The sequence below is a fragment of the Aneurinibacillus tyrosinisolvens genome (assembly GCF_001015055.1).
GTDB lineage: Bacteria > Bacillota > Bacilli > Aneurinibacillales > Aneurinibacillaceae > Aneurinibacillus_A > Aneurinibacillus_A tyrosinisolvens.
Window position 1 is genome coordinate 18272 of the sequence record NZ_BBWZ01000023.1, and the last position, 25485, is coordinate 43756.

Here is a 25485-nt window from a genome sequence, read left to right on the forward strand (position 1 = left end):
GATTTGATTAGTAAGTTGATTTTTTGGTGCACCAGCTGGTTTTGTTGCATTGGGCTTTTGCTGCTTTCCCTGTTGTGGGGGAGTTTTCCCTTGTGTTATGACTGTAGAAGTGGAGCCCAGTTTAGGACTTGATACTGATGGTTTTACGGTTGTTCCGGCCGATATTGGTGAAGTAGACCGCGGTGAGGTTGATATAGAAGTACTGATGCGCGGTGCCGGTGAGGGTGTGCTTATTCGAGGAGTGGAACTAATACTAATACTCGGCCTCGATGACGAAATACTCACGCCTGCTGCTTCTACACTGGTTATCGAACCGCAGAAAAGAGCTCCAGCTACTATGACCATTGGCAATAACTTTTTCAAAAGGGGTCCTCTCTTTCTGAAATTAGGTAAAAAATAAAGCAAGCAGAAGGAATTTCACCTAATCCACTCACTTTTATCCTGGCTTATCATTCCTCTTTTTCTAAAAATGAAATCGAATTCGGATCTGTTTCCGCTGGTAGACCTAAACGTTTTCTTGCTTCTACAAAAGCGGCACTGTTGACATGTCCTCGAATTGCTTCTTGCAATTCTTCCGCCTCCTTTTGAGCTTGTACTTTCTCTTCCGGAGTTCCATTTCTGAGTTTACCCAGTACCAGGATTTGTTTTTCCAAAAGAATAGCGATATCCAATTGATTTAAGTCTGTTACAGTAGGTTTTTGATTGTTTTCATCTGCTTGCAGCATCCGTATACCCCCTAGAGATTTTAATATTTCAAGCATACAAGGTAATTTTTTAACCTGCAAATTTTACAAGGGTATTTATGCTAATCGATTTCTTATCTATAGGAAGGATTAAAAAGGTTTATTCGGAATTACAACTCTCAGATACATTGTGTATCCTTATGTTATTTAGAGCATTTCAACATTATTTACCAGAAATGGCTTCACCATTAAATATCTTATACCCTTTGAAATAGCTGACATCAAAGACTGGCTCGTCGAAAGAACCAAAGTAAGTATAGATTATAGTTACATCGGTGTCTGGTCCATATTGATAATCGTAGTATGCGGGGACTTTTCCACCAAAGTTTCCTCCAAACTTAGCAACAACATCCCCATCTTTTTTCACCAACACACCCCAATTAGGCGGAAGATTGTTCACGATAGGGAACCTTAGTTTTCCACCAGAAGGATTCAGATTAAGTACCGTATTACCAATAGCTGTACCTAAACGCTTAATCGTGGCTTGGTCAACCATATTTGATTGAGTAACCGCAACAACTCCGGATACAGTATTCCGCAAAACAGACGAAGATGAAGGAGCAGAAGGTACTTGGCTCATGTCATCAGAAACTTTCGATGGAGATGCCGGACGAGTAGCCAGTGATGTTAATCCATGCTCAGTCAGTGTTTTCACGAACGAAATAGCTTCCGCACGAGTCAATACATCGTTTTCTGCATAACCAGATACGGTCGCTGACGTTTTCCCTGCGGACAATCCTTTTGCTAACAGGTAACGAATCGCAGTGTCTCCGGAATAGTTGTAACCGAAGGCTCCGGCCACAATTTCAGCTACGTGTGTACGCGTCATTTTCACAGAATCACGCTGTTGATTGTTTAGAGCCAACAGCGGGTAATTCTTTTGCTTTGCTATGTTGTAAACCGGGTCTGCCCAATGACTTGTCCCTTTTGAAAGGTTCTTTTCAAACGCATTTACAAGCATAGCTAAGAATTCAGCCTCACTTACGGTCTTAGCTGGCTTAAAAGTTCTATCTGAATAGCCAGAAACGACACTGTTTTCTACTCCCCACTGAATCGCACGGTACGCCCAAAAGCTTGAAGATATGTCCATAAATACTTGTCCATTTACTTGTACTACCGTGTCAGTAGATTGTGTAGTCGCTGCCATGACAGGTGAAGTCGTTGATACAGCAAGCGGCATTGCCAATGATGCAGCCAGAAAAGCTGTTAAAAGTTTTTTGTTCCTCATGTCATTCCCCCTGAGTTTTTCTGCATCCATCAAATGTACCTAATACAATGTTTTTGTAGGATAAAAGTTTGATAATATCTATATCGGTAACGGAGTCTACACAATTTAAGAAATGTTCAAATATGGGAAACTTATATGAAAAATTTGAAGGAAAATGGTAAAATGCAGGTTTGATTTATTCGTTTACATATCCCGAAAATAAAAATCAACAAAGGACTCCAAGCGTTCACCTCTTTTACGCCCATCATGAGCATTTGATGTAGATAAGGGAGGAAACAAAGATGACAACCATAAACATAACTCCGAGATAAAGATACCGTAATTCCGGAACGCCCCAAATAATTTGAACTGCTAAAATAAAAGAGTCTACCAGCAAATCTATCACCTGCCATAAACATTTTTCAAATACGAATGGATTTCCTTATATATACATTTAGCTTGTACCTTTATAGTAGATGAAAAACAAAATAAAGATCGCTCCGATAGACAAGGCAGTTAGGAAGGAAAACCTTGCTACTGGAACCGCCCAAAGGATTTCAATAGGTACACCAAAAGGTCTATGCAGCACGTTATCTCTTCCCCTTCCGCAATAGTATATAAACATCCACAATACCAAATAGAGCAAAGACGAGGACCCAGCCTAGTACCTCTAAATGTTCAAAATCCATTGGCATGCAAATCCCCTCCTTTCTTTGATATTCGGTCCAACTGATACGGTAAATCACTGGATAGTTGATGGTTAATTCCTGCCCGCCATCATTTCACGAAACACCATCACGCTATTGTCCCTCTCAAGGAACTGTCCTGCGAAATACACGCAGGATAAGAGGCCGCAAAGACCGAGAAACATAGCGAACATAAAGGCATAAACTCTGATTCGATTCTTCTCCACCTACTCCACCACCTTTACGATGAACAGCATCGAGTACACGACCATATAGCCAAAGGGAATCGATAGAATCGGAGAAGCAATAAATAGATACCGGGCTACACGGGATATGACTATATTTTGTTCTACTCGCCCTACTCGATAAAGCAGGGCAGCACCCATGCACAGAATCGTGGTAAAACCCATGCACAGAATGAAATATGAAGAATTCACAACAACACACCTTTCCTATCCCGCTGCCCGATTTACATTGCTCTCTTCCTACACATTGCGGTCAAACGCACGCAGAACAGACCGAAGAAAAAGAATCACTTCCCCCATTTCATGCTCTACGTCTTGCGCCTTGAGCTCCACTATCTGTAGCCCACGGTCTGTAATCTCAAAAAAGCGACGGGACCGTTTTTTATCATCATCCCATTTGGAATGGATCCACTCATTTTCTACTTCCAGCCGGTGCATGACATCGTAAAAATGACCATGTGACGGTTTCCAGCCGTAAGTTTCGCCTATTTCATTCTGAATGTCTTTCGCAATCATCCTTTTAACAGGCTCACTACGGAGACGAGCATGATGTTCTTCTCGAAGCCGAGTTAAAGCGAAGTAGGCAATAATATTAAACACATTGGCAATTCGACCAAAGAAGCGGCGATCCGCCGTGGAGATTGGCTTTATCTCTGGCTTGTTTCCACGCCGGTTAATGTCATATCGTATCACCGATGCCTGGTTAAGCAGCGATGAAAAAGAGGGGTAATACTTGTCATAGGCCACTTTATACTCCGCTCGCCCTTTTTCGGTAATCTCGTACAGTTTCTTTTGTGCATCCTTGCCGACAAATCTAATGAAGCCCACTTGCTCCATCTCCGCCAGGCGTTCATAAAAGTGTTTCCTTGAGAACTTCTTGCCCGCAATTTCCCCTTTTAGGGAATCATACAAGGGGAGAGCGGAAGAAGGGCCATAGGACAGCTCTTGCAGCACGGCATACAAAATCAACTTGCCATAATTCACGCCTAACTTTTGCAACGACAGTACGGGGGATTTTTCATCCGTATCCAAAATTGAAAAGCTCCTTTCACATGTCAAATTTTGAACATGCCTATCTTGTTCCCAATTCTAGTATATCCCGTACAATCCGTTAGGTGAATATCCAGTTTGGTTATCCGATTTCCTTCCTGCCTCTTCCCGTACTTCCCTACCTTATCTTTTCTTTTGCTTTCTTTTATCGTGCCCCCTCACCATTTTACCCACACGATATCATATCGTATGCCTTATCCGGTTTTCCGGTGGGGTGTTTGCCTGTTTGTCGTGCGCGCCAGGCATCATCCGGCAATGCAACCGACAAAGATAAAACGATAAAGTTCAATTTAAGGGTAATGAAGGGGGGAAGAACATCAGCCTAAATCAGACAGACGAACGACCAACCCAAAAGGTATATAGGGTGAGCGGATAAATGATCGAGAGAAGTAGAAAGTTCATCGGATAGCTAATATTGGATATTCACCTAACGGACTGTACAAAGGGGTTGTAGAGCGGGATTTAATCCGCTCTACCCTCGGTATCCTTGTGTTTGTGTTCCTCTTTCCATCTCGGGTACTCAACTGCCAGGGAAAAGCCCAGGACGAGCAATATGGGAATCGCACAGGCGACAAAAATGATACCACGAGCCAACCAATCATACAACCAAATCATCCGGTAATCCTTTCTCTTTAAATGCAGGTCGGGGGATAGACTTCTTTTCCAGCCTTCTAATTTCATCGTATAGCATTTTTTCTTTTTGTTCCCAACAGCGTAGAAAATCCACATCGGCTGCATCCATATTGACCGATAGGAACTGTTTGATTTTTTGATACTCAGCAAGTTGTCCTTTTAATTCATCCAAGCGACTATCGACTTTGTTTCCAGTAAAATTGACCATCGTGATATTGCCCTCTACTTCTTTTTCTCGGACCGTTATCAAAGTACTTACCCCTTTCATGCAATTGTATAAGAAGGACAAAATGGCTGTACTTCTTATATCATCAAGAACTTTACCAAATTGTTAATAATTTCACATTTTACTTCCGCTTTTCTCATTCATTTCTAACCCAATTTTAATGTTTACTTCTGTTTTCCCACTGGTTCCGCAGCGTGTGCAAGATTATGTTCTCCTGCATGTCCATCCGTTTGCCCTGGCTCACCAGCCTGTTCAAGATGATGGTCGTGTCCATCGTCATCAATCCAATCCTTCTCTTGATCCATTCTCTGTTGCTCCACCGATTTACTTCTTGTCATGTTGGAAATAATTTGGAACAAATCAAAGGATGCATAGAGCTTTCCATCCACCACGCAAGATTTTTCGGAAATCCGATTGGGTGATCCATTAAGAAGAATCGTATCGGTTCCTATGATGTGCTTGAAGGTAAGTTGCTTTCCTGCCTTGTTCCTCACAGCTGTCATAGCGTTGGTTTTACTATCCGCCTTAATCTCCGTGAATCCTGACATCCTTAAAACCTCGGTAACGCCAACAAACATTTTGTTGTTTACCGTCACATACGATGGATTTTTCTTTGCGGTTTTTTCTCCTGGTGCTGTATGGTTGCTCACCGGAACCGCTCCTTCTGGAATAATCACCTTATTTTTATTCTCCGCTTGCGATTTCACCGGTAATTTAATACTAGGAGATGATGATTTTGAGTCTATGTAAGAAAAGACCGGTATCGTCGCAAAACCTAACAATGCACAAGAAATACTTGCTGTTTTGATCCACTTTTTCATTTTTATTCTCCTCCCCACATCGTTCATCATCCCCTGTTCGTCTGAGCTCAATCGTTACCTTTTATTATACGAACATATGTACCTATATTCAACGCCTGTTTCGTAGAAGAGCTTCTATATTACCAACCAAACTCGCATACGGAAACATAAATGGGTGATGACCCATCCCTTTTGGTACGGACGAAAATTTCTTGACAATTGCCCTCCTGCTCATTGACATTTTTAAACCAAAAAAAGGAAGCACACTCCAACGGATAGACTTATAGCGTCATTAGCCGTCGGAGGTGCTTCCTCCTATTCAAGATATTCATTTATGGCCAACGTATTTATCATACGTATGCTGGAAACTATTATATTGGATATATTACCATGTCGATGTACCTATTTCAACAGTTTTCTACAACAAATGTTGATTTTTGTGTCCACGTTCCGCTTACACCACAATCGGTTCAGCCTTACGTTCTGGACTTACCCTAACCGTATGCGTCTTTAATGCGAACAGAAAGGGATCTGCAAAACACTTTTGCTGTTCGGGTGAAAAGTATATACCAAAGAGTCTTTCGAGGTCTTTTATCCCTCCGCATGTTAAATCATCTTGTATCACAAGGATGCTGGAACATGGAAATGGACTCGTCAGTTTTTCCTGAATGGTTTCCATCTTTTTTGGTACCAGGACCACTTCGGAAAGCAATACCAACTCAGCTCGCTTAGAGATTCCCCGTTCTTCCAATAAAGAAATTACCTGGCTATGTTTTAAGTCCCTGATATGGATGTATAGATGTTGATTCATTACGGCTCCAATCCTTCTCTACTCTAGAATACAGGTTATTTCTCTTTACCCCTTTTCTTTCCCTTATAAACTTAGCAGGGCTTTTTTCTCCTTTATGATGTATTTGTTTCTTTTTAGTCGAACTTCGAAAAGTTCTTTTCCTGTATAAACATGATAAGCTCCATCGGCCTTATGTTCAAATTTCGTACAGGTACCAAATTCAGAAACAAACAATTCTTCCAGCTTCCGGCATTGCCTCTTATAATATAAGTTTTGTACATAGTGGAGAGCCATAACGACCCCCAAACAAATCAGTAAAAATGTGATAACTTGCGACATCATTTTCCCTTCTTTCTTTATCTTAATAAGATTGGCGTCACGAGCCCTTCAATCAAAGCAGCAATGGCTAACAACGGCAGAACCACCCGAAAATAAGAACCAATACACATGAGCAACAGTTGTCGCTCAGAAAAATCAATCCTTCTTTTCAAAAAGAAGTATTTCGCCATTTGTATACTCACATATGTCCCTACCGTGGCTGCGTAAACCAAAGCAGTTAATTCGAATATCCCGTGAGGCAAAATTCCCAAAAGGAACATTTGGAACGGATCATGACCCGAAAAGTCTGCAAAGGCTAATATAGCTCCTACCGCCATCATCGTCATTGATAAGAGGAGAGGCGGAATGAAAATCACCGGCACTAAACCTGTCCATATGGAATGTAACGCAGCTAAAGCATTATTCTGGAACAACTTAAGACTAAGCGTAAGCGATGGATTATCCTGTAACATCCCTTTATTGCTGAGCGAGTTCGTTAGCGTATTCACCATTTTCTTCATTACATCCGGCGCCATGACAAAGGAATAAAACATGACGATTATCAGACCAATAGATAGGTAAAGAAGAAAGTAGAAAACCGGGCGGTACCTCTCTTGAAACATTTCCCATTCCCTGTCATATCCGAGCAAAACAACACCTCTTTCTCTAACATAAAGAAAACACCTCAAGTATGCCGAAAGAACTTGACGACATAGTTGAGGTGCTTCCTCCACGATAACAAACCCTTACACAATATAAAGTGGCAAAGGCTTATCTACATTTAGCTAGTAAGAATATACCATACAATGTTATATAATTCAATAAATTAATAGCCTACTAAACAAGAAATATTGATTTAGATAAAACCCATGAAAATAAATTCAAGAAATTTTAAGACATGTCCATGAAACTATACTAACTCCAAAGCTTTAAAAGTGTTAAGGTCTTATCCTGGCCATTAACATTTTATGAAATCAACCTTCTTAATTAATATTTATAAAACACCTCAACATATTTATAGCAGATGCGCTCAGGCCTGTTTGGGCAAAGGAAATGGACTCCTAAAATAAAGGTTATAAATCTAAAATAGGATTGGCTAAGTAAAGAGTTATTACTATGGATTAATAAGAGAACAAAATTCTTTCTTTCGTATATAAGTGACAACTACGTAACAAAAAGAGTCCTCTTACATTATTTAAGAAGGACCCTTTTGCATTCTCCAAAATAGCTTTTCGGACATTTGATGCAAGTATTACAATGAGAGTTAATTAAATACGAAAATGAAAAATCAAAGTGTTTTTAGCACAAAAACAATCATAATGACTAACAAAAACCTACCGTTTAATTTTAAAACGAAACTTATATAAATTGGGTTTAACCATTCATCCTACCTATCGTTAATTAAGGAAAAGTGATTTACGCATATCGCCATTTTCCCATTTAAAGAACTTCTCAAATCCTACAACAGCTGTTTTATATTCCTAAGATTTAATATTGAGAAAAGTAATAACTCCTATTCAAATTATGTTTAATGGTGTTTTAAAATCATTAAAGTAAGTAGGTTGAAATTTACCTATTTATTACACTATCAATTAAATAGTTTAATGGTACTAATTATTTATAATTTTTTAATAATATTGATTAATCAGGTACTTATTTCCTGTTTTTTCTAATAAAGGAGGAAGTAGCACAGTTATGTCTAAATATAATAAATATAAAAATACCATCAGCAACTTAGGTTTCCAGTTCTCTTGATGATGGTAAGGTGCAGCCTTTAAAAAAAAGAACAATTATTATCTTACAACTTAGCCTTCATATTGTGAAATTTAGGGGCTAATATTACCAACAAGGGAGGAAATGAAATGTGAGTTTCAGAATATAAAAGAGAAAAACAGAAACTTAATGTTAAAATTTTTAGTATAAAAAACATAAAATTATCTATTTATAAAAACTGAATATATAACACAGATGCAGATTGAAAAACTCTGTTAGAAAATAACAGAATAGTCAGAATTAATATGTGTTATTTTAAGTAATATGGTTCAGATGTATAACAAATTGGAGGAGAAAAAATGGGGAAAAGAGCTATTTTCACATCACTAGCTACTGTAGCAATTTTAAGTATGTCCTTGAATACTGTATCAGCAACATCTACTCAGTCTTCAACCTTGTCTATTGAACAAACGATTCCTAAAACAATGCCTCCAGGTACCACATTAACATACGATAAAAATGGTAAAATGGTTGTTCAAAGTCCAAAATTAGAAGGAGTTAAATCAGGAGCAAAAAAAAATAAAGTTCCTGACATTTCACAGGATAAAATACTTCAGCTAGAAGCCAAAGAAAAAGAAATCCTTAAAGAAATGGAACAAGCGCGTGCTTCTCTTCCAGTTTACCATCTCGATGATCCTGTACTCCCTAAACCTCAGCCTGGTATGACAGTCCTTTATGATGGAATGGGTTATCCAACAAAAGTCGTCGATGCTAATGGAAATCCAATTAGTGAAAAATCAGCTACTGGAATTAACATAATGTCGGATGCAGGTGTAGGGACTTACACTTACGGGGCAAGTAACAATAAAATTACAATTTCTTCAACCAATGTACTTGGTGAGGGTACAGTTACTTGGTATGATGGAGTTGGAGGAAAGGGATACGATCAAACGATACTAACAGAAGAAGACTGTGCTACAAAGCAATCCATTGATAATCCACCAAAAGCTACTGAAATTAATGTAAGAAATTTAGAAAATAACATTGCTGGTATCGTTTATAAGTATGATGTTGGAAGTTTACCTAACGCTATAATCGATATAATGCCTAATAAGATGTCCTTTTACTTTGAGACAACAATAGGAACTTATCCAACGCCTTATGGAAGTTTTACTGGACGCTACTTTCACTACAGATAAATTACAAATTGATGACTTTGCTGCAAAATAGGTGATACTTTATAACGGTAAATAGGAAAGTGTTGGGCTACAACTCCAACACTTTTTATTTTATGTATCAGGAGGATTTCGAATGAAATACTTTTTCTGCTCATTTTTGTGTTTTATTATAACTGTTGCATTGAGCGCTTGTTCATCTCTTGAAGGCATTAGTAGCAAAAGTGGGTCTTATACTTCTCTAAAACCAGATAGGTCTCCTTATTTATCTATAACTTTAACTTCACAAAAGGACGGGAAGTTTACAACTCAATTTTTCACTTATAATCTTACATCAAAAGTAATTACGGAAGTGGGGCAAGTACCGATGACTGCCCAATACCCTTTGGGTGTTGTTGACCGTAATAACAATGTTCTGTATTACTCTGAACGCGATTCAACCGGCTCGGATCAATTAGTCGAATATGATTTAAACTTAAAAAAGAAAGAACAATTAACAACAAATCTGTCTGCGATTAATCATATGATTCCGGTTGATAATAAAATCTTTATGTCTGTGTCACAGAATGTATTTGGCAAAGAAAAAGTGCAGAGTTCGGCAATGGATGTTATTCATCAATATACAATAATATTCATCATTTTTGCATAGATTTGACATGGAGCCTCTAGGGGCATGATTTGCTACGAACTGCTGGGAACTCATAGTACGCTTGGCTATCTAGCCTATCATGCCCCCTCTCCATGTAAAATCTAATGAATGGAAAGTGTATCAAAAATGGTTGCCGAACTCTGCACTTTTAAATTGCCATCTACAACAGAAGGGTGAAAGAAATATTCCATTGGCAATCTACGATTTGCAATCTAAAAAGTTAAAACTTTTGGATCAAAGTGACCACGATACTTCTGTTCGCTCATTGACATTCAATCCATTTACAAGAAAACTTTATGCTTCCCTCTATTCTTATAAAGAAAGGTTGCAAAAAGGACATAAAGCTGAATTGGAACAAACACCGGATGTAGTACCTGCGGTTCACCGAGTACGTGAATATGATGTAGACGGAAAAATGTTAAAGGAAATATATAAAGCGGAAGAAATGGTCATGCTTTTTTCTAGCTCAAGAGATAACAAGTTCGCTCTAATCAGAACTGCACCAATGGTATTTAAAGAAAGAAAATTATATTTACTTAACCTAAAAAATGACAAGAAACAACTACTCAAAACTGAAAATTATGGCGCCATTGAACATGCTTACTTTTCCCCTGACAATCAGGGTTTCTTCTTTACAGGTAGAGAAAATTCAAAAAATCAGGAGGGAACCCCAAACGCATTATATTACTATCATTTACAGACTGGAAAAATTGAAGAAATATTTGCGAAACCAGGTGGGTATATAAATAATTTTGTGTTGCTAAACTGAATATTATGATTTCGCTTTTACTCCGGATTTGTAGAAACAATAATGAAAATATAAAGGAATGATATTTACCAAAGAAATCTACAAAGTGCAAATGTAATCGGTTATATAGATAGCAATAAAAAGATAGCACTTGAATTTTGGTATATTAATAATAAGTTTAGTATGATTAACTTTGATATTCCACCAATGAATCGAACATTTGATATACAGAAAAGTACATCAGTGAAGTAGGGACGCCTCTCATTGGAAATGCATTAAAGTTCGATAAAAATTTGTATGAATGCCTCCATCATTTGCCGCCTTTAATAGCAATACGTATTGCATTATATATTACAGTTCGTGTTTTCACTCAGGATGTACCTTGCCATAGGAATGTAAAATTCCCCATACACTACTCTCTTTCCGGGAAAGGGGAGTTTTTTGTTACATCAATGAAAGTATGATTAGGAAGCATTGTAATAAACTGTTTTACTATGAATTATAAACTTTTTTAGGAACGATAAAGTCGCCCACTAACTAATTAGCAGGCGGCTTTTTATGTTTAAAACAGAAGTAGTTGCCCATTGGCATCTGCACTCTCCACTTCTTCCTCTTCCTTGTTTTCCTGCAAGGAAGGTGTCTCGGCAAACAGAGGCTCAACAGGCTCGTTTGCTTCCATTAAGAATGGCCCCTCTTTTAGTATAGGCGTTGTCCTTATACTCACCTCAACTCCCTCAATCGGTGGGTATATCAAGCCTTGCTGTCTTAGGTACACAGTACAAAGCATTGAATAATCCGGATCCACGTCAACATGTACGCATTTTTTTCTTCCCATCTCACATAGATGGTGCGACCCGCAGCAACCAAACGACGCTCCTTTTGACAGCTCACTTAACTTAATTTTCTCCATGATTTTCTCCCCCTATGGTTACGCGCCCATTCTCTCAAGAAACGACTTGAATTCTAATTTTCTAAACCCTTCAATCATGCCCGCACGATTTAATTGTAAGGAAAGGCGGGAAACATCGACATTTTTCAATTCTGGTACATCTACAATCGTAGCAAGCTTTTTGGATAGGATAGCTGAATCATAACCCGCTTCCAGACTTTTGTAGTACCGCTTGAACTCCGATGTTTTGATTTCTTCAAGATTAGCGTATAAATTCTCTACTGACTTGTACTTTTGAAGCATAGCGGGTGCTTTTGAATCGCCCACTCCTTTAACACCAGTAATCCCATCGGATTTATCACCTACCAGAGCTTTCAGGTCAATAATCTGATGGGGTTCAAGTCCATATTCCTCCGCCAGCATATCCTTCGTATATGTTACGTTGTTTCCATTTTTGTCTTTACGAATGATATGAATGCGCTTATGGAGCAATTGGTAAAAATCGCGGTCATTACTACAGATGTATACCTCTCCATTCGTTTCATTTATCCACTTTCTGGAAAAACTACCGATTATATCATCGCATTCATAAGGTTCCGTGACCAGCTGCGGAACTCCCATTTCTTTTAACAAATCCCAAATAAGAGGCTCTTGGGCGGTCAATTCAACAGGTTTTTCCGAGGAATCTCGATGGGCTTTGTAGCCGTCGAACATCGAGCGGCGAAACGTCTTTTTGCGGTCACAATCCCATGCCACACATACGCTACTCGGATTGAATTCCCTCAGCAAATTGAAAAATATTTCAATAAATGTGCGTACTGCGTTCGTTGGCGTTCCATCACTCCGTTTCAAGATATATCCTCCGCTTGATGACCCATAAAATGCCCGATTTAGAATGTTTGGACCATCAATTAATAGTAATGTGCCCCCTGCTTTCTGTCCCTGTTTAGGAACAAGCGGTGTTACATTTTGCTTTGGTTCCTCTTTTCGGACAGGTTTGTTTTCGGCCGCAGGAGCAGATGTATCTCCTTTTACCGTAAAAACTCCCTCATGAAAAGAATAGGAAAGAGGACGGGTTAACGCACTATGCGGATATTTTTTTCGCATTGCCCTGGTGAAATGTTGTATTTCTTCAAGAAAAGCAGAAACACTCGTTTCGCTGATAGGGAAACGCACCTCATTTCCTTCCTCCATAATTCGGGAGGGAATCGATCCCGGCATGTCACACGGTTCTGTCCCTAAAGTGACCTGAAACGCGTTAGTGGAATCCAACGTAACTCCTTTGACATTTGAAAAAGACGAGCCTCTTAACCTACTCGTTATACTATCAAAAACCGTTTCTAAACTCACGACAGTTGCTAAAGCTGGCAACACAACTCTGACCACATTTTCTTCTTTTCTCATAACCATAAAGGCATCCTCCTTTTTTTAGACAAATAAAAAACGCCTTTTTTGCTGGCTACGAGTAAGAATCATTTACTCTTAGTCACCAAAAAAGGCGTATGTAGATGGACATAATAATCCCTTGTACTAACAATCAAAAGAATTTAAAACACAGCTCTCTCCACGCTTGCGGAAAGATGAAACATAAATGAAAAGTAAAATTATGCCTTTATTATACATTACCGTTAGGAAAAAAAGATAGAGAATTATAGAAATTAGAATACATTTATTTAACAGGTAATCGTAGGAAAAAAGAAAAGGGATATGTGTTCCTTTGTATTTAATGAACCTGCGTGAATGTGCATAATCAGCAAACCTTCCATTTTCCCTGTCATAACCCCCTCCCTACTCTCATAAGCTAGTCACGAAGAAACGAATTAACGAACTCACGCAATCCCGATATTGAAAAATTAAGGGGGCAACTCGATGAAGGGCCGTTGCTTAGGGGAGATGAGAGTATCAAAAATCTCCTTAACATTCACAGAAAATTTTGCGGTTAAAATTAACCGATTAAGTTTAGCTTGTTCAAAATCCGCGTCCGAACTGCTATTCGAAATTGTTTTTGGCTGCTTAAATCATTCGGACTTCGTTGAAGATATTCAACGAGTATATAGTAAAGGGGAATACCAGGTAAAAACTGAACCAGGTGAAAAATGTTTGGAGTATAAAGTAGAACCATTAATGAATGCGCCAATAAAAACAAAAAAATCCATTAAAAAACATAAATTGTTTCAACTTGGAAGAAGGACTGAGAAGGTGGACGTGAACATAACAATTCATGTTGAACGGCAAGCAAACATTCTCGGCAAAGCGCTCGGTTGCAGTCGTGCACAGCTCCTTGCTTTTCTTATCATGTACCAGTTAGAATCACCACAAGTACTAAACGGTTTCATGGAGCGGTATTTGGTCAATCCACAACTCCGATTACTTCATGTAAAAAGGGATGATGAAGTCTTTTTTGAGTATTTTTACGCACAGTAAATACTATTTCACCGGCAGCCACTTATTAATAGTTTTCATTACACCCTCAGATACTTTTTCGCACTTATTGCATCGCCCGTTATTCTTTTTTACGGTATTTTCTTTTATTTTTTTGCCACAAAAACTGCATTCTTTCATAATTTATCACTCCTTAGAAGTCAATATTCCTAGCATTAACAATAAATTGAATTTTAAACCTGTTAGTGTACCTGAACAGGGAAAAACATATCCGTTAGTCCCTGTAAAATAAAATAGAGGCTGTCTCAAAAGTCATGAGCCAGCCTCTTTAACATGAAACGATATCAACATATAGTGATTTGTTTGCAAAAAAACCTAAATACAGTGATTCAGGTAATAGAAAACTTCCTCACTTGTACTTTTGGGACAGCCTCCGTGATTATCGAATTACAATTACTTATGGTATTGATAGAACCACATGCGATATGAACGATAGGGATGCCTGATAAATCGCCAGATAGATGAATCCTCGTAAATCCCTTCATCTTCAATTTCATCCTCAGCTTCATTTTCTATTTCTGCATTGGGTTCCTCCGTTTTTTGCCTTTCCAGCAGGAACATAATCGTGACAGGCAGCCAGAAGAACATACCGGATATCAGATAATATAAAAATCCACTTAAAGAGTTTATGATGATGTCCCAGTTTTCTTCAAAACGATCCATTCCTTTCATTCTAGACCAAATGAAAATGAGAACATTAAGGACAAAACCAATAATGAAGTACATCGTCAGCACACCGCAGCCAAAAATTAAAATAATGTCCATTTCCGGGCCACCACTCCTGCCGAAAGTACGATGTGGAAACTTCGTTTCTTAACCTTCTGTTCTATTCGCTAAAGCACGCGCCAGTATAACAAACGCAATTCCTAAAGTAGCAATTCCTCCAACCATAAACAAACTTGCGATATATAAGGTAACGGTTTCAGACATAATTAATCTCCTTCTTATGAATAGTGTTGTTGCAGGAATATGACAATTCCAAAGAGCGTTAGTAAATAAGCATACACACTCGGCACACTAATCCCTACTTGGTCATTACTTTTACGTTCCATCTTAAGCCAGCTCCTCCTGTTTTTCCCCCTGTCCATTTGCAGTCTCTATTTGAGCCGCTTCCTCAACCGGCATATCTGTTGGTTCTTCGCCAAAATCATCCATAAAGGACGTACCGCTACGGCGGAATTCAGATACATAACGAACCATAGAATGGCTATCCTCCCACATTCCTACATGAGAGAAACCCAATTCCCAGGCACCGTACAATTCCGGCATCTGTAATGCTTCCTTAATTTCATTGCTTTCTATCGCAATGTCGGAATCCTGTGTCTGGAAGAACAAACGGTATCGGAAGTTTTGCTCTGCCGCTGGATAGAGTGTTTCCGAGGAAAGAACCAGTGTCGTTGTAGTGACAACAGTTAAATAATTCAAGATACGCAATGCTTCCACTACAATACGCTGCACGTCCTCCGGGGCCTCCTTATACACAAATTCTTTCGGCAACTCCACAATCATCAGTAATTGTTGAGGATTGTCTAATGAGCCTAAATAAGCCCAATATGACCAAACGGCTTGCAAGAACGCCAGTGCACGCTCATATAGCGTTTTCTCTTTTGGTAGGGTAAACATAGCCCCATGCTCCTCAGTAGCCTTCCAGACAACATGAGAAAGCTCATTCAGACGAGCCTTTATCCATTCCTTATTTTCCCCATCTTCCATCGACTCCACTACACGTTGATACCCCATAAGCGGTCCCTCAACATGCGCTCTAAAAGAGGCGGGAGGGAGAAGGTCTTTTCTATTTACCCCTTTAACTTTTGCTAATAATTGAAGATATGAAGAAGAGAAGAAATTACGGTTATTAATGAAGTCTTGTCTATCTGAAAAAATCTCAGGCGGATCCGGAAATTTCTCCACCCACTCAATTGCCGTTATGTCCATATCTTGAGCTGTAGCTGGAACTTCTTCTTCACCCGTAATCCAAAACACAGCTTTTTTATCATGCTCATGAACCAGGCGGGCAAGCTCTTTCACCATATCATGTTTCGGACTGAGGGAATTGTCACCAATAATCGCTAAGCGACTATGCTCTTCCAACCACCAAGCCCACGCCATTTCTCCGCCATCATTTAAGAAGTTGCCAATGATAATAGGTTTTTGAATCGTCTTTTCCATTCTTTTCCCTCCTAGACGCAAAAAAGCACCTAGCAATAGACAGACTTGTATTCTGTCCAGCATAGGTGCTTCCTATTTTTGCTATCATTTATTGAATTATTAGATTTACTATATTGTGAGTTGAACGCACATTAATATAAAAGAATTATAGCATTACAGCTATTCCATTTCAAGGAAGGAACGAAGCAACGCTACTTTCTTTTCCAAATTTCCTTCATCCTCTTTTTTATTTCTTCTCTTTTTTCTTCTCTTTCCTTCATGATTTGATTCATATCTTTAAAAACTACCGGTCTCGCAAAGCGATTAATGTTAATGACTTTATTATCTTTTCCCATTTAAACAACACCCTTCCCTACATGTAGAGTTAATTTAAAAGAGGAACCTTAATTATTTTCCCTTCTAATCCTCAAAAAGTTCATCCATTAGTTTGTTTATGTTCTTTTTTCGTTCTTCCATTTCCTTTTTATCAATAGAAATATGTTTTCCATCCATCACTACAATGTCACCAGGTTTCACTTCTGATGGAAATAAGGATTTAGGGAAATCATGCGTCTTCCCCTCAATTTCTACTACAACTATTTCTCCTTCAAAACGATCAACAATGCCCTTCATCATCGAAAAAACCTACCTCTCTGTTTTAAACGAAAGATTTTTTCCATCGCTGATAACTTCAACAGCCCCTTGCTCATCTGTGCGGAATATTTTAATGTTTGCTTTCTTTAATTTATCTAGTGTCTTTTGGGTTGGATGTTGACTCTCCCACGGCTAAAGCCAGTGGGATTCTTACTTTCAAGACCTTCTTTGTCTAAAACGAAGAGGATTAAGACAAAGCAATTCTTTGGGGGTTCGTCAAACAACCCATAGCCACTCTTCCGAGGAATCTGTGGTTACTTTTACGCAAGATATTCGCGGCACCATTTACATCCGCATTAATGACCTGACCGGTCCCTGATTTATAGAGTCCACGTTTGATTCTCCTTCCGGAGAAAGAATATTTTTTTCCTTCCTCGTAGATAGGAACGGGGTCATTATCAAGAAAAGAAGCCTTGGAGGTATAGGATTCCTCTTGTCTTATCATTTCAATTCCATATCTATCACACAAATTTTCTATTTTAGCCATAAATTGAGCATGTGGAATCTGAACAAATTTTTGGTTGTTTGCTTTGCTCATCTTCACTTTGTTTTTCCAACCTGGATTATGACCCATGACGATTTTGCCGATTCGATTATTGAGACAATAATTGATAAGGTAGCGAGCGGCTTTATTTAAATAGTCACGGACAAAGTGGTTCCGTTTGGTGACAAGACGAACCTGACGGTTCGTAAGAACCTTAATCCCCTGTTTATCTTTAATGGATTGTAATCGCGCGTTTTCTTTGTTGTACCAATGGTTATACGATTTTAAGGGTTTGCCGTCAAGAAGAAAGGACGCCCCATTGGTAGCCACACAAGCAGCCAGATTATCCACACCTAAATCAATCGCAAGTGCCTGCATCTTATCTAAAGCCGGTTGCTGAACATTCAATTTGTACACATATTCAATTTCAATAAACTGGGCCTCATATTTAGGAAGCAGCCTTACTTCACAAATACAGTCAGGGTCCAGATTGGTAGGGAATTGTATTTTCACTTTCCCATACTGCCTTTTAAAAGCAGGAGACATCGGAAGAAAAAAAGGAGCCATCCTTCTGTATTTTAATTCGAGGGAAAGTAAGCTCAAAGAATCCTTCCTTTTCGAGGTACTTTGGAATTCGTGCCCTTTTGTCTCCCTTTTTAAGCAGTCCAAAAAAAGACGTAAATGCTTCCTCCACTTTCTTGAGTGTTTGCTGTGCTGCGTCTGTGTTTAGAAGTTTATAGTTTTCATTTTCCTTGCTCAGCTTATTGTTTTGAGGATAGGTTAAAAATTTTTTTGTCTCAAAAAAATGCTGCCTAACGTGATACAAACCCACGTTGTACATGTTTTTTGTTAAACGAAATAAAGCTCGAAGAGTTGTATATTCCCGTTTACTTATATTACGTAACTGACACTTTTGAACACCGTACATTTGTTCTCACTTCCTCTTGGGATTATTTTACTAAAATCGTTCATTCACTACAAGATCAGCAACCATAAAAAGACGCCATTCCTCCCACAGCTAAAGCAATGGGTTTCCTGGCGCCTATTCTATGAATTCATTCCTCCCCTTCTTTTTAAACTAACGATTAATCATCTCGATGACAAAGTTATCATACACATTGCCAACAACCTTCACGGATTTAACCGTTTCGATCGACTTAGCACCTTTATAAGCGGTGAATGAAATTGCATAATCACCATCTTTTGTCGGTAGCGGTATAATAACGCTCTTCGACCAATCGTTCGCTTTGTCACTGATTGGCTTGCTGTTTGTTAGCTGAATCGTTTCATTGAGATCATCGAAATCCCCATCTCGGTTCCAATCCGCTCTTGCAATAACCTTTTCAGCTCTTCCAAGTGTTTCGGATGTCAACGTAATGGCCGCACCTGATTTCTGAGTCGGAGGCGATACTTCTGCCTTGATTTTCAATGGCTCCTCGATGGTTAAATTCTGAACCTGATAATCAGACCATAAAGCAGGTGACAATCCATTTGGCGTCGTATCTTTTACGCGGTATTTAACCGTGTAGGTTCCCACCCCTTCGTTCGGGAATGAGGACGTTTCAAAGATGCTGATGAATTTACTGCTCATATCCATGCTTGCACCTGAACCTTTTGCGTAGACACCGGTGAATTGTTTGGATACACCTGTTTCATTTTGCGTGATGATCAAGTCGTATGCTTGCAGATTCTTACCCTCTGGATCTGTTGATTTATCAGTCCATGCTAAAGGTTCATCTGCTGGGTTTGGATTCGGGCTAAGAACGAGATTCGCTACTGGTTTTTCATTACCTTTGCTAACCGTAACCACCTGCTCGTACCAATTTGACCAAAGCGGAGTAAGAGCTGCAATGGCTGGTTGGTCTTTTACCCGTAATTGAATTCGGTAGACTCCCACACCTAATTTACCAATATCCGTTGGTTGGCCGGAAACCCATGCGCCACCATTTTTGGAATAGCGCCACTCACGAGATACAATCGGGTCATTGTCCGGATCATAAGACGTGTCTTTATAAGTTTGTTGCACATCCTCTGGCACCGGATTTGGCGTAACCGTAAATCGAGCAACAGGAGCGCGGTTTGCTGGAATCACATCAATAATTTGAGTGTACGGAGTGGATACCGCACCAAATGAATCCTGCACCTTTAATTCAATTTTAAATTTCCCTATTTGATTGATTCTGCTAGGGAAGCTAGAACCGTAGTCAAACCATTGTCCGTCGGAAACTCGTTGTAATCTCCAATTTCGATAAGCAATGTAATCACCTGGATTCGGATCATACGAATGATCAGTTGGCGTAATGAGCTGTCCAACTTCTACCGGATTTGGTGATGCTGCGAAGGTAGCCACAGGCGGTAGATTTCCGCTTAAGCTCACTACCTTAATCATTGGGTCAGACCATTCACCTTCTTTATCTTTGACACGAAGATAAATGGAGTACACGCGTCCACCATAAAGCGTAGTTGGTGTACCATCCTGCCATGAACCTGTTCCTTCTTTCCATTTCCACTGGCTTGCTACAATACCTTGCCCACCCTCATACTGATGATCCAAGTCATAAGATACGTTGGAGTAAGAGGCACCGTAATCGAGCGAATTGATTTTCCAGGTATTCATGTTAAATTGTGCAATCGGTTTGCGGTGTACAAACAATTTAAACGCTTCATCCGGCTCTGCCGACCATAGACGATAATTATCAAATCTATCATCGTTAAGCGGATTATCCCTAATCTGGAATTTCACATCATACTCACCGACCTTATCGAACTTATAAATTGGGCTCGGTTGAGGTTGTAGATGGAACCCAGCTAATCCTAAACTGTTTTGGAAATAGTTCGGATCGTGATTGTACATCCATTTCTGAGCATATTGCGGGTCATTTTCAACATCATCGTAATAATAATCATACTGAACTTCCTGACCTAGCAACACATAACCTTGTAAAACGCCTTGCTTTTCATTGACCTTCTTCAAAATATAATCAGCATAAGAAGATAATGCTGTGTTCATATTTGAGTTATCAATGAAGGTACCTTTGTTATCATTTTGTTGAATAACATTTTGTACTTGTGACTGGTTCTGCCATGTACCTAGAACAGAATAGTCAAGGTCATTCTCAAGGAGACGAGAGTAAATAAATGATGATTTTATCGGGTCGTTAAATTCTGCAATTTGTTTGTCCGTAATCGTGTCAACAAAACGCAAAGACCCATCTCTCCATTCCGGTTCTTTCAAGACTTCATCTAGCGATTTACCTGTTACAGTCTCCATTTTGATGTTTTTAAAAGTAACCTGCGTTAACTGGCTACATCCATGACCAGCATAACTCGCCATCGGACCAAAACCATTTCCAAGCTGCTCGTCCAACTGTAATGCATCCACTATCTTAACATTGTTGTCCCAAACGTCAATTTGGGTAGGAGTAGCCTCAACATGGAATTGATGTTGTGATCCATTTTTCGAAAAGCTTCCAACGGTTGTGAATGGAGCGCGATTCCAGCCCAGATCCCCTAACGAACCTTCATGGAATTGATTCACGTTAGCATTTTTAATTTTTACAATCTGTATTTGATAAGAGTTGGAGAGAATGGCATATCCATTTAATACGGCACTATCTCCTGACCCACTAATACTGGCATTGAAGAGGTATCCTGCACCCTCAAGCGAGTGATAACTAGATTGGGTTTCGTCTACTGCAAAATCAAACGTCTTTCTACCAGGTGTGTTGTTTGGCAAAAAGAGCCAGTCTTTGCGGTTTGGTGAATCATAACCATAGAACGTAATGTTCTTTCCATTTAGTACGATATGATTCGTTGTTCGGCTACCATTTGAAGTAGAACCACCATACGCACTATCTGTATTGTAATGGCTATACTCCTGCCAAGCGAAGGTATCCTGCATACTCAATGAGCTTGTTTGCATTGAGGTGATTTTGTAATCAACCCCAGCTGCTCCCAATTTCGCTTCAACATTCTGTGTAATTTTAGTCGCTAAGTCGGCTACTTTGGCATTATCCACATTCCCAACGGTAAAGACAATATCGACCTTTTTCTTTGCTCTAGGTACGAAGTCTCCATATGGTTCTAAGTTAATAACCTCAACAACCTTTTCTTCTAGCGGCACATCACTCGTATCATCCGTCCGTTTATCTGCTGGACCGATAAATTCAGGAATGGTTGGCTGCCCGAACGATTCTTCCACGTAAAGCTCAAATTGGTACTTCCCTACTTTGCTTGTAACTAGGCTTGGCGTAGGATTGTTATTATCACTTAGAAGCACCCAGCTTTCATCTTCAAAGTTACCGTCGTTATTGGAATCATAACGATATTTCCATGTACGCTTTGTAATGATGTCACTGTCTGGTGATACCGTTGTATCTTCTAAATTGATTGTGGCTTGTCTGCCGTTTGCTGCATCCCGTATTTGAGCCTTTGATACATAAAAACTAGCTTCGGGCTTTAAATCAGGATAAATGATAATCGGGAACTCATACCATTCAGATGTATTACCAGCTGCATTCGTTACCTTTAATCGGGCAACATAATCACCTGGCTCCTTAAACAGAACGGTGCGAGTCTTCTTATCAGGTGAAGTTACAATTTTGATTTTATCAGCCGATACACCAGCAGGCGGGATAAACTCCCAATTGTTTTTACTAAAATCAATGGGATATCTTTGCGAGCTCGTACTTGCCGACGAATCGAATACTACCTTTCTGTTTTGCTTAGGAAAACTGTCCGGCGTTAAATCAATAAAAGCTGTCGGAATCGCTGGCTTTACCGTAATGGTATGTTCATCCGGCTCCGACTTTTTGCCCTGATCATCCTCGGCCACTAATGTAACTTTATATGTTCCTGGCTTATTAAAATAAACTTTGTTCTCTTCCCCTTGCAAAACATGAGGTAATCCTGTTTGCGAATCTAACATGGTGCCATCAGCAGGAGAACTACTCCATGTGATAGATTTAATTTCACCATCCGGATCATACGAGTTGCTTTTAATGATTAAGTCGTCACCTTGTACTATTTCGTCCGGTGCGCTTATCCGAGCAACAGGCGGTCTATTTTTTACTGTAATGTCCCGTTCATAAGTGTCTGTTTCGCCATCATCATCGGTGACAGTAAGTTTAAGCGTATAGTCTCCCTCTTCATCAAATGTAATGGTTCCACCGGTATCCCCTAAGTCATCCTTAACACCACTGCTCGGAGAGATATCCCAATCCCAATCTACAATGGTTCCATCTGGATCCGAAGAAGAATCGAATACATCAACGGTAGCCCCTTGTTTTGCATTACCAGGCATGGTGAATCGTGCAGTTGGCGGCAGATTCATCGGTTCTGCCGGAGCCGGGGCAGGTGTAGGTGCGGGAGCGGGAGCCGAACCACTATAAACGTTAATGGTATGCGTTACAGAATCGGTTCGTCCTTTTCCGTCCTTAACCGTTAATGTAATATCAAATGTCCCGGTTTCGGTAAATGTGATACGACTCAACCCGTACCCACCAAGCAAGCCCGTTCTCTTCGCATTTGGCTCAACCTTCCAAGTCCAAGAAGAGATTGGAGAATCACCCGCTTTAGAATGTTCCAATATGTCTACCTGTGTGTTCACTTTTGCGCTGGTCGGCAAGTCAAAAATGGCTTGTGGCCCAGTTGTAGGCGCAGAGCTAGTGGGCGGTTTAGGAGTTACCTGGTTAGGACCAGGCCCAACTGTGATAGTAATACTAGATGTTGCAGTTCTTCCAACTCCATCTAGCACTGTAATGTTGTAAGTAAATGTACCCTGATTCATAAGTTTAATCGTCTGGTCGGGAGATGTCATTTTAGCTATGCCATCTTTACCATCAGCCGAATAATCTTTTGTTTGGGTATAGTTAAGTCCTAAATCTTTTCCTGTTGCCCCTTTCATAGTCATGGTGATAGTCCGATGGTAATGAACATCGGACTCTCCGTAACCGATAAATGTAACACTATCCCCTGCCTTAAATGTTGTAGCGCCATTTTTCGTTTTAATAGAAGTTTTCGGTGGACTAGAGGTTATGAATTTGTTTGTACCATATACCCAGTCATCCCCTCTAGCTCCACTAAGAACAGCAATATCGGCTAGACTATAGAGTTCTACGCCTGCTATTGTTTTTTTGTTGTAAATGATATGGGATTTGAATTGACCGATTTTACTTTTTACATAGTTAAGGTTTCCACCAAAAATTTGAACCCACGTACTCAATGAGTTTGCATCAACTTTTGGATATCCACCTAGCCGATCCCCTGTATTCGATCTTTTTTGTAAACCTAAATTTGTACCCTCATTACGACCGTCTACTAGAGTATTCCATACCTCCAATATATACTGCCCTTTGTCATATCCATCAATATCAATCTTTGCACCTATCGGGATCCCATAAGTTGACTGAGAATAGGCAGCCTGAGCAACACTTGGGACAAAAATGGAACTAAGGAGAGAACTGCATAGCGTAACCATACAAAGTAGCAATCTTAATAACCTTCCCCACAATCCATTCAACCCCTTTCCTTTTTATTTTTAAAATCATAAAAATGAAGAAAATGGAAAAAAAGACATAAAAAAACGCACCACCCCTATTGATATAGGGATGGTGCTTCCATCTTCCGTCACTTTTATTTACTTAGTTACATTTTACCAGAATAATTTTTGCGGTCAAGAGCTTACTTTTTCAATCTATCCGCAACACGGAGAAGAACTACAACTCCTTCTGCTCTTGTTGTATAACCATCGGCTCGAAAATTACCATTTGTATCACCAAACATAAGCTTTTCCTCATTGGCTAACTGAATAAAACGAGCCCATTCCTTGTTCAAATTATTTGTATCTTTAAATGGTGCTTTTACATCAGTAATCGCCCATGCCTTATCTTCTAAACCTAATGCACGAATCGTCAATAAAGCCATTTCTTTACGTGTAATTGCATCATTTGGGCCATATTTTTTGTTCGCTACATCGTTTTCTTTTAAAATTCCTTTGTCTAATGCTGTAGCAATTGAACTTTCCGCCCAGCCGCTTACATCGGTAAATACAGGCTTATTCTTTGATTTTTCATATCCTAGTGTATTAATTAAAATGGCAACAAATTCAGCACGTGAGATAGAATTATCAGGACAGAAAGTTCCATCAGGAAAACCGTTGACCATTTTTAGATTTGCTGCACGAATAATGGAGTCTTTTGCCCAGTGGTTAGCAATATCAGAGAAACGATCAACTTGTAATTGTTGCTGCTTTTTTTCTTCATCCATCTTGATTTCTTCATTAAATTTTTTCTGATCCTCTTGAACTTCTTTATATACTTCTAATTGCGTTTCATCAGATGTTTTCGCTGTTAGTTTCTTCGCCTTATCGTCCCATATATATCGAATGCCGTAAGCAAAACCTTGAACTTCTTCTTCAATGTCAACCTTAATCCAAGTTTCTTGACCTTTTTTTAACTTAGCCGTTACGGTCTTTCCACCCTTACCGATATGTAGATCGATGTTGTCATTATCATCTTCCATAGTAGCTACCCAAATATATTTACCGGTTAGTTGCGGGAGTTTTAATTCAACCACACCTTGCTTTAATTTGGTAGTATCAAGTTTTGCGTTAGTTACGTTTAATTTTGCGTACTCATACATCGCTTTAGTAATTCTAGGTGAGAAAGCCTCCCTTACTTGATCAGCTGTTGGTGTTTGTCCTACCGGCAATATTTCTGATGCTGATGCTGGTTGTGTCATTAGTGGAATCACAAAACCTGTTGACAAAATACCCACTACCAAAGTTGCAACAACAATTTTTTTACTTGTTTTTTTCATTTTGTTCACCTTTTCCCCTTACGAAAGTTTCATCTGTTAGCGTTATTGTACTATGCTTATCCTATTA

General features: G+C 39.4%; 23 protein-coding genes. 5 read left to right on the forward strand and 18 right to left on the reverse strand.

Translation table 11 applies throughout. The features are described from left to right. Nucleotides 1-97 precede the first annotated feature (97 nt). Nucleotides 98-400: a hypothetical protein gene (locus MBEAL2_RS18025; RefSeq protein WP_047153663.1), complete on the forward strand. Its 303-nt coding sequence runs from the start codon at nucleotides 98-100 to the stop codon at nucleotides 398-400. Nucleotides 401-449: 49 nt separating this feature from the next. Here the strand turns inward: MBEAL2_RS18025 and MBEAL2_RS18030 are convergent, their stop codons facing one another. From MBEAL2_RS18030 to MBEAL2_RS29460, 9 genes are all read right to left on the reverse strand, one after another. Next, complete coding sequence (locus tag MBEAL2_RS18030) at nucleotides 450-725, reverse strand: hypothetical protein (RefSeq protein ID WP_047153664.1); 276 nt, start codon at nucleotides 723-725, stop codon at nucleotides 450-452. Between the two features lie 181 nt (nucleotides 726-906). Then, a complete protein-coding gene (locus tag MBEAL2_RS29455; protein WP_052947810.1) occupies nucleotides 907-1971 on the reverse strand; it encodes an S-layer homology domain-containing protein in 1065 nt (354 codons plus the stop codon). A 739-nt stretch (nucleotides 1972-2710) separates the two neighbouring features. Continuing rightward, entirely contained in the window at nucleotides 2711-2863 is a 153-nt protein-coding gene (locus tag MBEAL2_RS31875) for a hypothetical protein (protein WP_161798236.1), read from the reverse strand. Continuing rightward, a complete protein-coding gene (locus tag MBEAL2_RS18040; RefSeq protein ID WP_047153665.1) occupies nucleotides 2864-3073 on the reverse strand; it encodes a hypothetical protein in 210 nt (69 codons plus the stop codon). 48 nt (nucleotides 3074-3121) lie between these two features. Further along, nucleotides 3122-3913 (reverse strand): PadR family transcriptional regulator, encoded by a 792-nt coding sequence (locus MBEAL2_RS18045; protein ID WP_047153666.1) that lies wholly within the window; start codon nucleotides 3911-3913, stop codon nucleotides 3122-3124. A 616-nt stretch (nucleotides 3914-4529) separates the two neighbouring features. Further along, nucleotides 4530-4814: a hypothetical protein gene (locus MBEAL2_RS18050; protein ID WP_047153667.1), complete on the reverse strand. Its 285-nt coding sequence runs from the start codon at nucleotides 4812-4814 to the stop codon at nucleotides 4530-4532. A gap of 140 nt (nucleotides 4815-4954) precedes the next feature. Continuing rightward, nucleotides 4955-5611, reverse strand: a complete 657-nt coding sequence (locus MBEAL2_RS18055; protein ID WP_047153668.1) for a hypothetical protein — start codon at nucleotides 5609-5611, stop codon at nucleotides 4955-4957. A gap of 433 nt (nucleotides 5612-6044) precedes the next feature. Beyond that, entirely contained in the window at nucleotides 6045-6401 is a 357-nt protein-coding gene (locus MBEAL2_RS18060) for a hypothetical protein (RefSeq protein ID WP_047153669.1), read from the reverse strand. Nucleotides 6402-6736: 335 nt separating this feature from the next. Then, a complete protein-coding gene (locus MBEAL2_RS29460; RefSeq protein WP_152667837.1) occupies nucleotides 6737-7432 on the reverse strand; it encodes a stage II sporulation protein M in 696 nt (231 codons plus the stop codon). Between the two features lie 1338 nt (nucleotides 7433-8770). Here MBEAL2_RS29460 and MBEAL2_RS18075 point away from each other — a divergent pair. The 3 genes from MBEAL2_RS18075 (at nucleotide 8771) to MBEAL2_RS18085 (ending at nucleotide 11004) form a co-directional block, all read left to right on the forward strand. Further along, nucleotides 8771-9610, forward strand: coding sequence for a hypothetical protein (locus tag MBEAL2_RS18075; protein ID WP_047153671.1), 840 nt, complete (start codon nucleotides 8771-8773; stop codon nucleotides 9608-9610). Between the two features lie 112 nt (nucleotides 9611-9722). Continuing rightward, nucleotides 9723-10235: a hypothetical protein gene (locus MBEAL2_RS18080; protein WP_052947812.1), complete on the forward strand. Its 513-nt coding sequence runs from the start codon at nucleotides 9723-9725 to the stop codon at nucleotides 10233-10235. Between the two features lie 190 nt (nucleotides 10236-10425). Beyond that, nucleotides 10426-11004: a hypothetical protein gene (locus tag MBEAL2_RS18085; RefSeq protein ID WP_052947813.1), complete on the forward strand. Its 579-nt coding sequence runs from the start codon at nucleotides 10426-10428 to the stop codon at nucleotides 11002-11004. A gap of 541 nt (nucleotides 11005-11545) precedes the next feature. Here the strand turns inward: MBEAL2_RS18085 and MBEAL2_RS18090 are convergent. Both MBEAL2_RS18090 and MBEAL2_RS29465 read right to left on the reverse strand, forming a co-directional pair. Next, nucleotides 11546-11893: a hypothetical protein gene (locus MBEAL2_RS18090; protein ID WP_047153672.1), complete on the reverse strand. Its 348-nt coding sequence runs from the start codon at nucleotides 11891-11893 to the stop codon at nucleotides 11546-11548. Between the two features lie 18 nt (nucleotides 11894-11911). Further along, nucleotides 11912-13282: a 5'-3' exonuclease gene (locus MBEAL2_RS29465; protein ID WP_052947814.1), complete on the reverse strand. Its 1371-nt coding sequence runs from the start codon at nucleotides 13280-13282 to the stop codon at nucleotides 11912-11914. 459 nt (nucleotides 13283-13741) lie between these two features. On the opposite strand from MBEAL2_RS29465, the gene MBEAL2_RS18100 reads away from it, so the two are divergent. Further along, entirely contained in the window at nucleotides 13742-14296 is a 555-nt protein-coding gene (locus tag MBEAL2_RS18100) for a hypothetical protein (RefSeq protein WP_047153673.1), read from the forward strand. Between the two features lie 411 nt (nucleotides 14297-14707). Here the strand turns inward: MBEAL2_RS18100 and MBEAL2_RS18105 are convergent, their stop codons facing one another. The 7 genes from MBEAL2_RS18105 to MBEAL2_RS18130 form a co-directional block, all read right to left on the reverse strand. Continuing rightward, on the reverse strand, nucleotides 14708-15079 hold the full coding sequence (locus MBEAL2_RS18105) for a hypothetical protein (RefSeq protein ID WP_047153674.1): 372 nt from the start codon (nucleotides 15077-15079) through the stop codon (nucleotides 14708-14710). 288 nt (nucleotides 15080-15367) lie between these two features. Continuing rightward, entirely contained in the window at nucleotides 15368-16483 is a 1116-nt protein-coding gene (locus tag MBEAL2_RS18110) for a hypothetical protein (RefSeq protein WP_047153675.1), read from the reverse strand. 191 nt (nucleotides 16484-16674) lie between these two features. Continuing rightward, nucleotides 16675-16818, reverse strand: a complete 144-nt coding sequence (locus tag MBEAL2_RS31880; RefSeq protein WP_161798237.1) for a hypothetical protein — start codon at nucleotides 16816-16818, stop codon at nucleotides 16675-16677. A gap of 64 nt (nucleotides 16819-16882) precedes the next feature. After that, on the reverse strand, nucleotides 16883-17098 hold the full coding sequence (locus tag MBEAL2_RS18115) for a DUF3006 domain-containing protein (RefSeq protein WP_047153676.1): 216 nt from the start codon (nucleotides 17096-17098) through the stop codon (nucleotides 16883-16885). Between the two features lie 205 nt (nucleotides 17099-17303). After that, the gene (locus tag MBEAL2_RS18120; RefSeq protein WP_236692933.1) at nucleotides 17304-18203 is read right to left on the reverse strand and encodes an RNA-guided endonuclease InsQ/TnpB family protein; all 900 of its coding nucleotides are present in this window, start codon (nucleotides 18201-18203) and stop codon (nucleotides 17304-17306) included. A gap of 475 nt (nucleotides 18204-18678) precedes the next feature. Beyond that, nucleotides 18679-24111 (reverse strand): PKD domain-containing protein, encoded by a 5433-nt coding sequence (locus tag MBEAL2_RS18125; protein WP_152667838.1) that lies wholly within the window; start codon nucleotides 24109-24111, stop codon nucleotides 18679-18681. A 170-nt stretch (nucleotides 24112-24281) separates the two neighbouring features. Beyond that, on the reverse strand, nucleotides 24282-25418 hold the full coding sequence (locus MBEAL2_RS18130; RefSeq protein ID WP_047153678.1) for an S-layer homology domain-containing protein: 1137 nt from the start codon (nucleotides 25416-25418) through the stop codon (nucleotides 24282-24284). Nucleotides 25419-25485 lie beyond the last annotated feature (67 nt).

Excerpts from the sequence above, each read along its gene's own strand:
- MBEAL2_RS18100 (WP_047153673.1), top strand. The coding sequence starts at position 13,742 with ATGAAGGGCCGTTGCTTAGGGGAGATGAGAGTATCAAAAATCTCCTTA.
- MBEAL2_RS18080 (WP_052947812.1), top strand. The coding sequence starts at position 9,723 with ATGAAATACTTTTTCTGCTCATTTTTGTGTTTTATTATAACTGTTGCA.
- MBEAL2_RS18075 (WP_047153671.1), top strand. The coding sequence starts at position 8,771 with ATGGGGAAAAGAGCTATTTTCACATCACTAGCTACTGTAGCAATTTTA.
- MBEAL2_RS18060 (WP_047153669.1), bottom strand. The coding sequence starts at position 6,401 with ATGAATCAACATCTATACATCCATATCAGGGACTTAAAACATAGCCAG.
- MBEAL2_RS18105 (WP_047153674.1), bottom strand. The coding sequence starts at position 15,079 with ATGGACATTATTTTAATTTTTGGCTGCGGTGTGCTGACGATGTACTTC.
- MBEAL2_RS29465 (WP_052947814.1), bottom strand. The coding sequence starts at position 13,282 with ATGGTTATGAGAAAAGAAGAAAATGTGGTCAGAGTTGTGTTGCCAGCT.
- MBEAL2_RS18055 (WP_047153668.1), bottom strand. The coding sequence starts at position 5,611 with ATGAAAAAGTGGATCAAAACAGCAAGTATTTCTTGTGCATTGTTAGGT.
- MBEAL2_RS31880 (WP_161798237.1), bottom strand. The coding sequence starts at position 16,818 with ATGGGAAAAGATAATAAAGTCATTAACATTAATCGCTTTGCGAGACCG.
- MBEAL2_RS18025 (WP_047153663.1), top strand. The coding sequence starts at position 98 with ATGACTGTAGAAGTGGAGCCCAGTTTAGGACTTGATACTGATGGTTTT.
- MBEAL2_RS18090 (WP_047153672.1), bottom strand. The coding sequence starts at position 11,893 with ATGGAGAAAATTAAGTTAAGTGAGCTGTCAAAAGGAGCGTCGTTTGGT.
- MBEAL2_RS18115 (WP_047153676.1), bottom strand. The coding sequence starts at position 17,098 with ATGATGAAGGGCATTGTTGATCGTTTTGAAGGAGAAATAGTTGTAGTA.
- MBEAL2_RS18110 (WP_047153675.1), bottom strand. The coding sequence starts at position 16,483 with ATGGAAAAGACGATTCAAAAACCTATTATCATTGGCAACTTCTTAAAT.
- MBEAL2_RS18030 (WP_047153664.1), bottom strand. The coding sequence starts at position 725 with ATGCTGCAAGCAGATGAAAACAATCAAAAACCTACTGTAACAGACTTA.
- MBEAL2_RS18130 (WP_047153678.1), bottom strand. The coding sequence starts at position 25,418 with ATGAAAAAAACAAGTAAAAAAATTGTTGTTGCAACTTTGGTAGTGGGT.
- MBEAL2_RS29455 (WP_052947810.1), bottom strand. The coding sequence starts at position 1,971 with ATGAGGAACAAAAAACTTTTAACAGCTTTTCTGGCTGCATCATTGGCA.